The organism is Rathayibacter sp. RFBD1, from assembly GCF_002932915.1.
Classification (GTDB): Bacteria; Actinomycetota; Actinomycetes; order Actinomycetales; family Microbacteriaceae; genus Rathayibacter.
On sequence record NZ_PSWQ01000020.1, the window covers coordinates 1 to 12835 of the forward strand.

Sequence of the window (12835 nt, forward strand, 5' to 3'; positions counted from 1 at the left end):
GGGGAGAGGCGGGCGGGCCGCTCGGCCGCACGGGAGACCGCGATGCCGTCGAGGACCGCGAGGAGAAGCGCGGCGTCGTCGGCGCCGAACGACGCCGAGGGATGCGCAGCGCGCAGCAGCTCCAGGACGACGTCCTCCGTGCGCGACCAGCCGGCGGTGTGGATCGCGCGGATCTCCGGATCGGTGCCGGCGCGGGAGGCGAAGGCGGTCCACACGATCGCATCGGGGACGTCCTCGTCCGCGACGCACGCGATCTCGTCGCAGAAGACGCGCAGCCGCACCTCGGCCGAGGGTTCGGCCTCCAGGCGGCTCCGCATCCGCTCGCGGAAGCGCTCCTCGACCCGGGCCATCGCGCCGGCCAGCAGCGCCTGCTTCGTCGGGAAGTGGTGCTGGACGGCCCCCACCGAGACGCCGGCCTCGGCCGCGACGGTGCGGATGCTGAGGTGCTCCGCCCCGCGGGTCGAGAGGACGGCGACGACCGCCGAGAGGATGTCGCTCCTGCTCTCGCGCCGATCCGGCATGGCGTCCCTCTCGTTCGACTGCTCGAGCAGGCTACGCTCTCGGACATGACCAATACGACCGTATTGCCACCCCGTGCCGGAGCCGGCCGCCGCAACGCGACCCTGGACGTCGTCCGCGGTGTCGCGATCATCGGGACCCTCGGCACGAACATCTGGATCTTCTCCCACCCCTGGGGGATGCTCGGACTGCTCTCCGTCCCGGTGACGCCGGAGACCTCCTCCTCCGCCGGGACCGCGCAGCTCCTGCTGATGGCGCTGGCGCAGGGCAAGTTCCTCGCCCTCCTCTCCCTCGCCTTCGGGATGGGCCTCGCGATCCAGCACGCCTCCGCGGTCCGGCGCGGGACGCGGTGGCCGGGCCGCTACCTCTGGCGCGCGACGCTCCTCCTCCTGGACGGCGCGGTCAACTACGTGCTGATCGCGGAGTTCGACGTCCTCATGGGATACGCCGTCACCGGAGCGGTCGTCGCCTGGCTGCTGCTCACCCGGCCGACGACGCAGCGCCGCGTGATCCTCGTCTGCGGCGCTCTGCACGTCGTCCTGATCTCGGCGCTCGTGGCGCTCGTGGCGGCGAGCCCGGACGGTGCCGGACAGGGGCCGACCGGCCGGAGCCCCTACGCGGACGCGTCGTTCCTCGGCCTCGCCGTCTTCCGGCTGCAGAACGCTGGCGTCTTCCGTGCGGAGCCGGTGCTCATCGGGCTCCTCAGCATCGCGATGTTCCTCCTCGGCGTGCGCCTCCATCGGGCGGGGGTCCTCGCCCCCGAGGGCGCGACACTCCGCCGCCGCCTGATGGTCCTCGGCGCCCTCGCCCTCCCCGTCGACCTCGCGCTGGGCGTCGGGGGGAGCGCCGCCGGTCTGCTCGCCGAGCGCTACCTCGTCGCGCCCCTGGTCGGGCTCGGCGTGCTTGCGGCCCTCGCCGAGGCCTGCCTCCGCCGGGGCGCTGAGGGCTGGGCGGCACGCCGGGCGCGGGAGGTCGGCCGGGTCGCCCTGAGCGCCTACCTCCTGCAGAACCTGCTCGGCGGCGCCCTCTTCTACGGCTGGGGACTCGGGCTGGCGGTGACCGCCGCGCAGTGGCGCGTCCCGGCGACCGTCGGAGCGTTCCTGCTCATCGCGGCGGTCGTCGTGCTCGCGGCGCACCTGTGGCTGCGCCGGTTCGAGCTCGGTCCGGTGGAGTGGCTCTGGAAGCGGGGCGAGCGGATCGGTGTCCGCGCGCCCCGCTGACCGGAGGGGGACCTACGCGAGGAGCTCCGCGGCGCCGGTGCGCAGGGCGGCGAGGCGGGACGAGACGGCCGACCGGCGGGCGTCGGCGTCGGAGTCGTGCGACCAGGCGTCGAGGTAGAGCTTGACCTTCGGCTCCGTGCCGCTCGGGCGCGCGATGAGACGGGCACCGTCCAGGGAGAAGCGGAGCGCGTCGGTCGGAGGCAGCGCGCCGCCCTCGGCGAGCAGGTCCTCGCTCCGCTCGACGGCGAGCCCGCCGATCGCGGTCGGAGGCGTCGCGCGCAGTCCGGCCATGATCCGGCCGATCTCGGAGAGGTCGGTGACGCGGAGCGAGATCTGCTCCGATCCGAAGAGCCCGAACCGCTCGGCGAACGACTCCAGCTCGTCGTCGATCGTGCGCTCCTCGGCGGCGAGCCCGCTCGCGAGGGAGAGGAAGGCGAGCGCGGCCGAGACGCCGTCCTTGTCGCGGACCGTCCCGGGGTTCACCAGGTAGCCGAGCGCCTCCTCGTAGCCGAAGACGAGGTCGGGGACGCGCGAGATCCACTTGAAGCCCGTGAGCGTCTCGGCGAAGTCGAGGCCGTAGTCGGCCGCCACAGCACCGAGGGCGGGGGAGGAGACGATCGAGCAGGCGAGCGCTCCTCCGGTGCGGCCCTCGCGGCGGGCCTGCTCGGCGGCGCGCCAGCCGAGCAGCGCTCCGACCTCGTTGCCGGTGAGGCGCCGGAAGCCCTCCGGGGCGGAGGCGTCGGGCACGGCGGCGGCGAAGCGGTCGGCGTCCGGGTCGTTCGCCACGATCAGCTGCGCGCGACCGGAGCGCGCGGTCGAGAAGGCGAGGTCGAGGGCGCCCGCCTCCTCCGGGTTCGGGAACGCGACCGTGGGGAACGCCGCGTCGGGCTCGATCTGCTCGACCACGACGGCCGGCTCGTCGAATCCCGCCGCGGAGAGCACCCGGTGCGCCGTCTCCCAGCCGACCCCGTGCATCGCCGTGTAGACGACGCGCAGCGGAGCGGACTGGCGGCCGACGGAGGCCGTCGCCTCGATGTAGGCGGCGACCACGGACTCGTCCGCGAGCCGGTACTCGCCGCGCGGAAGCTCCGGAACGCGCCGGTCCCGCGCGACCGCGAGGATCCGCTCGGCGATCTCGGAGTCGACCGGCGGGACGATCTGCGAGCCCTCGTCGGCGCCGCCGAGGTACACCTTGTAGCCGTTGTCCTGCGGCGGGTTGTGGCTCGCCGTGACCATCACTCCGGCGTCGGCGCCGAGGTGGCGCACGGCGAAGGCCAGCACGGGGGTGGGCAGGAGCCGGGGCAGCAGCACCGCGTCCACGCCGGCGCCCGCCATCAGCGCGGCGGAGTCCTCCGCGAAGACGCGCGAGTTCCTCCGGCCGTCGTAGCCGATCACGACCACGGGCCGCTGGACGCCCTGCGCCAGCAGGAAGTCGGCCAGGCCGACGGCGGCCTGCGAGACCAGCACGCGGTTCATCCGGTTGGATCCCGCCGCGATGGCGCCGCGCAGGCCCGCGGTGCCGAACGCCAGGCGGGCGCCGAAGCGGTCCTCGAGCTCGGCGCGGGCGGAGGCGTCGCCCGAGTCGGAGGCGGTCAGCAGGCCGACCAGCTCCTCCCGCGTCTCCGGGTCGGGGTCCTGGGCGAGCCAGGCCTCGGCGAGCTCCCGGACGTCGGCGCTCACAGGGCGCCCGTGATCCCGGCGAGCAGGCGGGCGAGGTCGTCCTCGGCGTCGCGGCCGGCCTCGAGCACCTCCTCGTGGCTGAGGGGGGTCTTCTGGATGCCGGCGGCGAGGTTCGTGATGAGCGACATGCCCAGCACCTCCATGCCCGCCTCGCGCGCGGCGATGGCCTCGAGGGCGGTCGACATGCCGACGATGTGGCCGCCGATGATCCTCGCCATCTGCACCTCGGCCGGGCTCTCGTAGTGCGGCCCGCGGAACTGCACGTACACGCCCTCGTCCAGCTCAGGACGCGTCCCCCGGGCGAGGTCGCGCAGGCGCGAGGAGTAGAGGTCGGTGAGGTCGACGAAGGTCGCGCCCTCGAGCGGCGAGTCGGCGGTGAGGTTGATGTGGTCGCTGATCAGCACGGGGGTCCCGGGCGTCCAGTGCTCCTTGATGCCGCCCGCGCCGTTGGTGAGGATCATCACCGTCGCGCCCGTCGCGGCGGCGGTGCGGACGCTGTGCGCGACGCGGCGCACGCCGTAGCCCTCGTAGTAGTGGGTGCGGGCGCCGATGATCAGCGCGCGCCTGCCGGTGGGGAGCAGGACGGAGCGCAGGGTGCCGCCGTGCCCGTGCACGGCCGGCTTGGAGAAGCCGAGGATCTCGGTGGCCTCCACCGTCGCGGTCGTCTCGCCGATCGCGTCGGCGGCCTTGCCCCAGCCGCTGCCGAGGGTGAGGGCGATGTCGTGCTTCTCGACCCCTGTCGCCTCGGCGATCTGAGCGGCCGCGCGGGCCGCGATCTCGAAGGGATCGGCGTCGGGGGCGTCGAGCGGGTGCAGGGTCTGGTCGGACATCCTCCCACCCTACCGACGGGCTGCGCGGCGGCGGAGGGCGACTCCCGCGGCCGATCCGACACCCCGCGATTGGGCGAACACTCAGTAAGAGAGGACAATGGGAAGCATGGCTTACGAGTTCGAGCGCGCGCAGAGGATCGCTGTACTCGGAGGGGGGCCGGGCGGCTACGAAGCCGCCATCGCGGGAGCGCAGCTCGGCGCCGAGGTCACCCTGGTCGAGCGGGTCGGAGTGGGCGGCTCGGCCGTCATCACCGACGTCGTCCCGTCGAAGTCGCTCATCGCGACAGCGGAGGCCACCAACGCCATCGGCGAGGCCGCCGACCTGGGCGTGCAGTTCTTCACCCGCTCGGAGCTGAACAAGCCGGTGCGCCCGGACGTGGCGGTCAACCTGGCGACGGTGAACAAGCGCCTGCTCGGCCTCGCGCGCCAGCAGTCCGAGGACATGCGCGCGAACCTGGTGCACCACGGCGTTCGCATCGTCCAGGGGGACGGGCGCCTGGACGGCTCGAACGCCCTGATCGTCTCGACGGCGGCCGGTGGCGAGGGCATGGACTTCGACCGCATCGAGGCGGACACGATCGTGGTCTCGGTGGGGGCCAGCCCGCGTGTGCTCCCGACCGCGGCACCCGACGGCGAGCGCATCCTCAGCTGGACCCAGCTCTACAACCTCAAGTCGGTCCCCGAGCACCTGATCGTGGTGGGCTCCGGCGTGACCGGCGCGGAGTTCGCCTCCGCCTACCGTGCGCTCGGCGCCCGCGTGACCCTCATCTCCTCCCGCGACCAGGTGCTGCCCGGCGAGGACGCCGACGCGGCCGCTGTGATCGAGAACGTCTTCAAGCGCAACGGTATGGTCGTGCTCTCGAAGTCGCGCGCCGACCGCGTCGAGCGGACCGAGAAGGGCGTGCAGGCCGTGCTCTCGGACGGACGCGTCGTCGAGGGCTCGCACTGCCTGATGGCCGTCGGGTCCGTGCCGAACACGGCGGGCATCGGCCTCGAGGAGGCGGGGGTGCAGCTGACGGAGTCGGGGCACATCCGCGTCAACCGCGTCGCCCGCACCAGCGTCCCCTCGATCTACGCGGCCGGGGACTGCACCACGTTCCTCCCGCTCGCCTCCGTCGCCGCCATGCAGGGCCGCACCGGCGTGTTCCACGCCATGGGCGACGCCGTGAACCCGACCGAGGTGCGCAACGTCGCGGCGAACATCTTCACGCAGCCCGAGATCGCGACCGTCGGGTGGAGCCAGCGCGAGATCGAGGAGGGCATCGCGCAGGGCGAGATCTACAAGCTCCCGCTCGCCGCGAACCCGCGGGCGAAGATGATGGGCATCCGCGACGGCTTCGTGAAGCTGTTCGCGCGCACCGGCTCCGGCACCGTCATCGGAGGCGTCATCGTCGCTCCGAAGGCGAGCGAGCTGATCTTCCCGCTCGCCCTCGCCGTGGAGCACCGCCTGACCGTCGACCAGGTCGCGCGGGCCTTCACCGTCTACCCGAGCCTCACCGGCTCGATCTCGGACGCCGCGCGCGCCATGCACATCGTCACCTGACGCGCCCCTCCGCCGGGCCGCGCGAGGTGCGGCCCTTCATCGGCAGAGCGCGCGACCGGGAATCGCGTGCGAAGCGATTCACGGCAGCGCGACGCGACCCGCTCTGCGGTACCCCCCCCACGTCGAGGAGCCGACCGCGCCGGGCCGCGCGGGGAGCGGCCCGGAACGGGTTCAGACGATCTGGAGGAGCACGTGTCCCGCGGGGACGGTCGCTCCGGCCGTCGCGTCGAGGCCCTTCACGACACCGTCCTTGTGGGCGGTGAGCGGCTGCTCCATCTTCATCGCCTCGAGGACGACGACCAGGTCGCCGGTGACGACCGTGTCGCCCTCGGCGACGGCGACCTTGACGATGGTGGCCTGCATGGGCGAGGCGACGGAGTCGCCCGTGACGGTGCTGACGGAGGAGGAGCCGCGGCGCTTCGGGGAGGCGGCAGCGGCCCCGCGGGCGGGTCCCGAGCCGACGAGGTCGCCGGGGAGCGTGACCTCGACGCGGCGCCCGTCCACCTCGACGACCACGTTCCGGCGGGCCGCCGGCTCGTCGGTCGCTCCGGGCTCGCCGCTCCAGGCCGGGATCGTGTTCTCGAACTCGGTCTCGATCCAGCGGGTGTAGATCGTGAAGGGCGCGCCGCCCTCGGGGGCGAAGGCCGGGTCCTCGACGATCGCGCGGTGGAAGGGGAGGACGGTCGGCAGTCCGGTGACCTCGAACTCGGCGAGGGCGCGGCGCGAGCGCTCCAGCGCCTGCTCGCGGCTGTCACCGGTGACGATCAGCTTCGCGAGGAGCGAGTCGAAGGAGCCGGAGATCACGTCGCCGGCGACGACGCCGGAGTCGACGCGGACGCCGGGTCCGCCGGGGGCCTTGAAGACGTGCACCGGGCCCGGAGCGGGGAGGAAGCCGCGGCCCGCGTCCTCGCCGTTGATGCGGAACTCGAAGGAGTGGCCGCGGGGCGCCGGGTCGTCGTAGTCGAGCACGCCGCCCTCGGCGAGGCGGAACTGCTCGCGCACGAGGTCGATGCCGGTGATCTCCTCCGACACGGGGTGCTCGACCTGGAGGCGGGTGTTCACCTCGAGGAAGGACACCGTGCCGTCCTTGCCGATCAGGAACTCGCAGGTCCCGGCGCCGAGGTAGCCGACCTCCTGCAGGATCGCCTTCGAGGCGCGGTAGAGCTCGGTGTTCTGCGCGTCCGTCAGGAACGGCGCGGGCGCCTCCTCGACGAGCTTCTGGTGGCGGCGCTGGAGGGAGCAGTCGCGGGTGGAGACCACGACGACGTTGCCGTGCGCGTCGGCCAGGCACTGGGTCTCGACGTGGCGCGGCTGGTCGAGGTACTTCTCGACGAAGCACTCGCCGCGGCCGAAGGCGGCGACGGCCTCGCGCGTGGCGGAGGCGAACAGCTCCTCGACCTCGTCGCGCTCGCGGGCGACCTTGAGGCCGCGACCGCCGCCGCCGAAGGCCGCCTTGATCGCGACGGGGAGGCCGTACTGGTCCACGAACTCGAGCACCTCGGCGGCACCGGAGACGGGGTTGAGGGTTCCCGGGGCCAGCGGCGCGCCGACCTTCTCGGCGACGTGGCGGGCCGAGACCTTGTCGCCGAGGCGCTCGATGGCCTCGGGGCCGGGGCCGATCCAGATCAGGCCGGCGTCTATGACGGCGCGGGCGAAGTCGGCGTTCTCGGCGAGGAAGCCGTAGCCGGGGTGCACGGCGTCGGCACCGGAGCGGCGCGCCACCGAGAGCAGCTTGTCGATGACGAGGTAGGTCTCGGCGCTGGTCGTCCCGCCGAGGGCGTAGGCCTCGTCGGCGAGGCGGCTGTGCACGGCGTCGCGGTCCTGGTCGGCGTAGACGGCCACGGAGGCGATCCCGCTGTCGCGGGCGGCGCGGATGACTCGGACGGCGATCTCGCCCCGGTTGGCGACGAGCACCTTCGTAATCTTCGGCATGGTCCCCAACCCTAGGGGGCGGCTCCGCCCGGCCCGGCGCGGCTCACCACAAAGAAGCGGAGGGCCTTCGTCGGTTCCTCACAAGGGCGGGACGGGCCTCAGCGGTTCCAGAGCGCGGTCCAGTCGACGCCGAGGCTCCGCACCAGAGTGCGGAGGGTCGGCACCGACATCCCGATCACCGTCGAGGGGTCGCCCTCGATCGCGGTGATGAAGCCGGCGCCGCGGCCGTCGATGGTGAAGGCGCCGGCCACCTCGAGGGGCTCGCCGGTGGCGACGTAGGCGTCGATCTCGGCGTCGTCGATGTCGTCGGCGAACGTGACGGCGGCGGAGGTGACCGCTCCGGCCTCGGCGACGATACTCCCGCCGCGGTGGTCGACGAGCCAGTGGCCGGAGTGGAGGCGGCCGGTGCGTCCGCGCTGGGCGCGCCAGCGCTCCCGGGCCCGCTCGGGCTCGTGCGGCTTGCCGTGGACGACGCCGTCGAGGACGAACGCGGAGTCGCCGCCGAGCACCAGACCGTCGATGTCCGGGCGCAGGACGGCGTGCGCCTTGGCGCGGGCGAGCAGCGAGACGGTGGCGTCCGCGTCCAGCGCCGCGCCCCGCTCCTGCTCGGCCCGGGCGACGGCCGCGGGCTCGTCCACCTCGGAGGGGACGACGACGGGCTCGATCCCGGAGGCCCGCAGCAGCGCGAGGCGCGCGGGGGAGGTGGAGGCGAGGTAGAGGCGCACGAGGGCTCCCTGCGGCCGGGCCCACGCTGTGGGATGCTCGACGGATGGCACAGACCCCGTCCCGAGCATCCGCCCGCCCCGACGGGGCCGACGACGCACTCGGGACCGAGATCGAGCTCGACATTAGCAACGTCGCCCACGGCGGCGTGTTCGTCGCCCGGCACGAGGGCCGCGTCGTCTTCGTCCCGGACGTCCTCCCCGGCGAGCGCGTGCGGGCGCGGATCAGCGAGGTCCGGCACGACAGCTTCTGGCGTGCCGAGGCGCTCGAGGTGCTCGAGGCGTCCGAGCACCGGGTGGAGCACGTCTGGCCCGAGGCCGCCCTCGACCGCCGCCCGGGGGAGCGCGTCGGCGGCGCCGAGCTCGGCCACGCCGACCTGGCCTACCAGCGCGAGCTGAAGCGCCTCGTGCTCGTCGACTCCTTCTCCCGCTTCGCCCGTCGCGAGGTCGAGGTGGAGGTCTCGCCGATCGGCGGGGACGACGCGTCCGGCGGCCTCGGCTGGCGCACGCGGAACCGCCTCCACGTCGACGACGACGGACGGGTCGGCCCCTACGCGGCACGCAGCCACCACGTCGTCACCGTGGAGTCGCTGCCCCTCGCGACCGCCGACTCCTCCCTGGCCGCACCGCTCGGCGAGCGCCTCGCTCCCGGCTCGGTGGTCGACCTCGTCGACGCGGCCGGGTCCGAGGGGGCCGCGGTGCTCGTGCACGACCCCTCCGACAAGCGCGCCCGCCGCGACCGCGCGGTGGTGAGCGAGTTCGTCGCCGACCGCACCTTCCGGGTCGACCGCACCGGCTTCTGGCAGGTGCACCGCGGAGCCGCCGCCGCGCTCTTCGAGGCCGTGCAGGCCGCCGTCGACGCGGACGCGGCGGACCCGTCGGCCGCCAACCACGACCTCTACGGCGGGGTGGGCCTGCTCGCCGCGGCGCTGGCCGACCGCCTCGGCGCCGGAGTGCGCGTGACCAGCGTCGAGAGCGACTCCCGCGCCACCGAGCACGCGCTCGAGAACCTGGCCGACCAGGTCGGCGCCCGCGCGGTGACCGCCCGCGTCGACCGCTACCTCCGCGACGTCGTCGCCCAGGCCGATGCGCGCGAGCGGGCGCGGTGGCGCGCGGCGACCGTGGTCCTCGACCCGCCGCGCTCGGGCGCCGGCCGAGCGGTCACCGACGCTCTGGCGGAGCTGCGGCCGGCGCAGCTCGTCTACGTCGCCTGCGACCCGGTCGCGCTCGCCCGCGACGTGGGCGCCCTGACCGGGGCCGGCTACGAGCTGGAGCGCCTCGAGGGCTTCGACCTCTTCCCGCACACCTCCCACGTGGAGGCCGTTGCGCGACTGGTCCGCCGAGAGGACTGACCGCGGGCCCGCGCCTGCGTACCATGGGCGGGATGGAGCCCCACGTCGACGCAGCCGAGGCCCCGCGCGTGCGCGTGGCGATCGTGGACGACCACGAGTCGGTGCGCCTGGGCGTGGCCGCCGCCGTCGAGAGCGCGGGGATGCAGGTGGTCGCCGCCGCCGAGACCGTCCAGGCCCTCGAGAGCACGATCGGCGGCGCCGAGATCGAGGTGCTCGTCCTCGACCTGTCCCTGAACGACGGCTCGAGCATCACCAGCAACGTCAAGTGGGGGCAGGTGCGCGGCTCCGCCGTCCTCGTCCACAGCATCGCGGACCGCGTCGTGGCCGTGCGGGAGGCGCTCGCCGCGGGAGCGGCCGGCGTCATCCCGAAGTCCTCGCCCATGTCGACGGTCGTCGCCGCCATCCGCACGGTCGCCCGCGGCGAGGTCCTCAACAATCTGGAGTGGGCCTCGGCCATCGACGCCGACGACGACTTCGCACGGGCCGTGCTCGGTCGTCGCGAGCGCGACGTCCTGCACCTCTACGCCTCGGGGCTGCCGCTGAAGCTGGTGGCCGAGCGGCTGCAGATCTCGGTGTCGACGGCGAAGGAGTACCTCGACCGGATCCGCGACAAGTACGTCGAGATCGGCCGTCCCGCCCCGACGAAGGTCGATCTGCTGCGGCGCGCGGTGGAGGACGGCATCCTGCCGGGCATCGACCCGGACGACGGCGATGGCGGGCGCTGAGGCGCCGATCGCCCGCCGCAACGCCGGGCGCGAGCGGATCGACCGGATCATCAGCACGGTCGTGTCGTTCTTCGGCTTCGGCTTCGGCGTGCAGACCGTCCCGCCGATCCTCGCCCAGCTGCCCCTGCTGCGCCCCGAGGTGGCCTGGCCGGTGCTGGTGCTGGTCTTCGGATCGCTCACCGCCGCCGTGGTCACCGCCGTGCTGCGGCGGGGCACGCGGATCACGGCGGTCCTGGTCGCCGTCGGTGTCCTCATCGCCCTCCTGACCTGGCCGGCCGCCGTCTCCACCGGGGGCGCGGACCGCGAGACCCCGTGGATCTGGTACCTGCTGACCATCGGCACCGCCTTCTGCACGATCGCGGCTCCCCTCCGGATCGCGATCGCGTACGTGTCGGTGACGACCGTGCTGTTCGGGCTGCTGCGCGTCCTCCCCTCCGGCGGCGGGGCGGAGCCGACCCGCGCGATCCTCGACGCCGCCTACGTGGGCATCGTCGGCTTCGTGATGCTGGTGCTGATCACCGTGCTCCGGCAGTCGGCCGACCAGATCGATCGCGCGCAGACGACGGCCATGGAGCAGTACGAGGCGGCGATGCGCCAGCACGCCGGCGAGGTGGAGCGGGTCGAGGTCGACGCCCTGGTGCACGACAACGTGCTCGCGACGCTGCTCTCCGCCGCCTCCGCCGAGTCGCCGGCCGAGCGTGCGCTGGTCTCCTCGATGGCGCAGCGCACCCTCGCCGTGCTGCTGCCCGACCACGAGCCGGAGCCGCCCGAGGGGCTGGTCCCGCTCGAGCTCCTGCAGCGCCAGCTCGCCCACGCGGCGTCCACCTTCGGGACCGAGATCGCGGTCGCGACGGCCGCCGGAGTGGATCCGCGCGCGACGACGCTGCCGCGCCCGGTGGCCGAGGCGCTGCTCGGCGCGGTCTGGCAGGCGCTCGCCAACAGCGTCCAGCACGCGGGTCCGAGCGGCAGCGTCCACCGCGCCGTGCACGGGCTGCTGGGCGACGGCGCGGTGGAGGTCGTGGTGGAGGACGACGGCCGCGGCTTCCGGCTCGCCGACGTCCCGCGCGAGCGGCTGGGCATCCGGCTCTCCATCCTCGAGCGGGTGCACAACGCGCGGGGATCGGCGCGGGTCGACTCGACTCCGGGCGAGGGCACCCGAGTCCTCCTCTCCTGGCGGGCGGACGCGGGAGGAGGGCCGTGATCGCCTACCCGCGCCCCCTGCTCCAGGCGCTCGGCGCCGGCTTCTCGCTGTACCACGTGGTGCTCGCCTTCTTCTCCTTCCGCATCGCCCCGGCCACGCCGGCCGACCTCGTCGCGGTCGCGCTGTACGTCGCGGCGACCGTCGTCGCCCTCTGGCCGGGAGCGACGACCCGGCTCGCCCTGCCCGTCGCGGTCGGGATGACTGCGGTCGCCGTCGCGCTGCCGCTGCTGGTCGCGCCCTCGCTCGATCCGGGTGCCTCCAACGGCTACTCCACCTGGTACATCGCCGCGGTCGGCACCCTCATGACGATCGTGTGCGCCCGCCGGCGCGCGGCCTGCGCCTGGGTCGGCGTCGGGTTCCTGATCGTGCACACCGTGTTCTGGGCCGGCCCGGCCGCGCTGGCCACTCTCGGCGTCGTCGGGGGGATCGCCTGGGTCGCGATCGCGCAGCTGCTCATCGTCGAGCTCGGGCGCGCGGGCTCCGAGGCGCGCGTGCTCGAGGCGGCCGAGCGCGCGGCCGCGTCGTGGCGGGCCGCGGAGGAGGCGCACCTCACGGAGCGCGAGGTCCGGCTGGAGCAGACCCGCGCCCTCGCCGCCGACATGCTGCTGCGCATCGCCGAGCCGGGACCGGGCCTCACCGACGAGGAGCGGCGCGAGTGCCGGCTGCTCGAGGCGGCCGTGCGCGACGAGATCCGCGGCCGGCGGCTGCTGGACGACGAGGTGCGGCGTCTCGTGCTCGACGCGCGGCGGCGGGGGGTGACCGTGTCGGTGCTCGACGACGGCGGCCTCGACCGCACCTCCGAGGGCGAGAGCCGACGGGTGCTGGGGGAGCTCGCTCAGGCTCTGAGCGGGATCCGCGAGGAGGTCGACCGCGTGGTGGTGCGCACCGCGTCGGCCGATTCGGCCTCAGCCGTCACGGTCGTGGGCCTGCGGACGGCCGGCGACGGCAGCGCGGGCGCCCTCGGCTCCGACGACGCCGGGGACGAGGTCGACGCCTGGGTCGAGATCCGGCGCGACGGCGTCGGCGGACGGGACGTCTGAGCGGCGGAGCGCGCGCGGATGTCGGATCGGTGCCGCGGGCGGGACGCTCCGGCTCTCAGCACGGCTCAGGT

11 protein-coding genes are annotated in these 12835 nt (G+C 74.3%); 6 read left to right on the forward strand and 5 right to left on the reverse strand.

Translation table 11 applies throughout. The features are described 5' to 3' along the window. Positions 1-521, reverse strand: a 521-nt coding sequence (locus C5D50_RS09225; RefSeq protein WP_104288992.1) for a TetR/AcrR family transcriptional regulator, incomplete at its 3' end; no start/stop codon positions are given. A 45-nt stretch (positions 522-566) separates the two neighbouring features. Here C5D50_RS09225 and C5D50_RS09230 point away from each other — a divergent pair. Continuing rightward, complete coding sequence (locus C5D50_RS09230) at positions 567-1739, forward strand: DUF418 domain-containing protein (RefSeq protein WP_104283335.1); 1173 nt, start codon at positions 567-569, stop codon at positions 1737-1739. A gap of 12 nt (positions 1740-1751) precedes the next feature. Here C5D50_RS09230 and C5D50_RS09235 read toward each other — a convergent pair whose 3' ends face one another. After that, positions 1752-3419 (reverse strand): phospho-sugar mutase, encoded by a 1668-nt coding sequence (locus tag C5D50_RS09235; RefSeq protein ID WP_104283336.1) that lies wholly within the window; start codon positions 3417-3419, stop codon positions 1752-1754. Continuing rightward, entirely contained in the window at positions 3416-4249 is an 834-nt protein-coding gene (locus C5D50_RS09240) for a purine-nucleoside phosphorylase (RefSeq protein WP_104232831.1), read from the reverse strand. The genes C5D50_RS09235 and C5D50_RS09240 overlap by 4 nt, the downstream gene beginning before the upstream one ends. Positions 4250-4355: 106 nt before the next feature. Here C5D50_RS09240 and C5D50_RS09245 point away from each other — a divergent pair, with 106 nt between their 5' ends. Then, on the forward strand, positions 4356-5792 hold the full coding sequence (locus C5D50_RS09245) for an NAD(P)H-quinone dehydrogenase (protein WP_104283337.1): 1437 nt from the start codon (positions 4356-4358) through the stop codon (positions 5790-5792). A 171-nt stretch (positions 5793-5963) separates the two neighbouring features. On the opposite strand, the gene C5D50_RS09250 is transcribed toward C5D50_RS09245, so the two are convergent. Both C5D50_RS09250 and C5D50_RS09255 read right to left on the reverse strand, forming a co-directional pair. Then, the gene (locus C5D50_RS09250; RefSeq protein ID WP_104223170.1) at positions 5964-7724 is read right to left on the reverse strand and encodes a biotin carboxylase N-terminal domain-containing protein; all 1761 of its coding nucleotides are present in this window, start codon (positions 7722-7724) and stop codon (positions 5964-5966) included. A 98-nt stretch (positions 7725-7822) separates the two neighbouring features. Beyond that, positions 7823-8449: a nucleoside triphosphate pyrophosphatase gene (locus tag C5D50_RS09255; protein ID WP_181137327.1), complete on the reverse strand. Its 627-nt coding sequence runs from the start codon at positions 8447-8449 to the stop codon at positions 7823-7825. Positions 8450-8493: 44 nt separating this feature from the next. Here C5D50_RS09255 and C5D50_RS09260 point away from each other — a divergent pair, with 44 nt between their 5' ends. Genes C5D50_RS09260 through C5D50_RS09275 form a run of 4 tightly spaced genes read left to right on the forward strand, consistent with a single transcriptional unit; the run spans position 8494 to position 12764 of the window. Continuing rightward, positions 8494-9798, forward strand: coding sequence for a class I SAM-dependent RNA methyltransferase (locus tag C5D50_RS09260; protein ID WP_146086910.1), 1305 nt, complete (start codon positions 8494-8496; stop codon positions 9796-9798). A 23-nt stretch (positions 9799-9821) separates the two neighbouring features. After that, positions 9822-10523: a response regulator transcription factor gene (locus C5D50_RS09265; protein ID WP_104223169.1), complete on the forward strand. Its 702-nt coding sequence runs from the start codon at positions 9822-9824 to the stop codon at positions 10521-10523. Continuing rightward, a complete protein-coding gene (locus C5D50_RS09270) occupies positions 10510-11724 on the forward strand; it encodes a sensor histidine kinase (RefSeq protein WP_104283340.1) in 1215 nt (404 codons plus the stop codon). The genes C5D50_RS09265 and C5D50_RS09270 overlap by 14 nt, the downstream gene beginning before the upstream one ends. Beyond that, positions 11721-12764, forward strand: a complete 1044-nt coding sequence (locus tag C5D50_RS09275) for a hypothetical protein (RefSeq protein WP_104283341.1) — start codon at positions 11721-11723, stop codon at positions 12762-12764. Before C5D50_RS09270 ends, C5D50_RS09275 begins: the two co-directional genes overlap by 4 nt. The last annotated feature ends 71 nt before the right edge of the window (positions 12765-12835 follow it).

Bases quoted from the DNA above. Each gene is read 5' to 3' on its own strand.
- C5D50_RS09230 (WP_104283335.1), top strand. From the start codon at position 567: ATGACCAATACGACCGTATTGCCACCCCGTGCCGGAGCCGGCCGCCGC.
- C5D50_RS09240 (WP_104232831.1), bottom strand. From the start codon at position 4,249: ATGTCCGACCAGACCCTGCACCCGCTCGACGCCCCCGACGCCGATCCC.
- C5D50_RS09245 (WP_104283337.1), top strand. From the start codon at position 4,356: ATGGCTTACGAGTTCGAGCGCGCGCAGAGGATCGCTGTACTCGGAGGG.
- C5D50_RS09250 (WP_104223170.1), bottom strand. From the start codon at position 7,724: ATGCCGAAGATTACGAAGGTGCTCGTCGCCAACCGGGGCGAGATCGCC.
- C5D50_RS09260 (WP_146086910.1), top strand. From the start codon at position 8,494: ATGGCACAGACCCCGTCCCGAGCATCCGCCCGCCCCGACGGGGCCGAC.
- C5D50_RS09265 (WP_104223169.1), top strand. From the start codon at position 9,822: ATGGGCGGGATGGAGCCCCACGTCGACGCAGCCGAGGCCCCGCGCGTG.
- C5D50_RS09270 (WP_104283340.1), top strand. From the start codon at position 10,510: ATGGCGGGCGCTGAGGCGCCGATCGCCCGCCGCAACGCCGGGCGCGAG.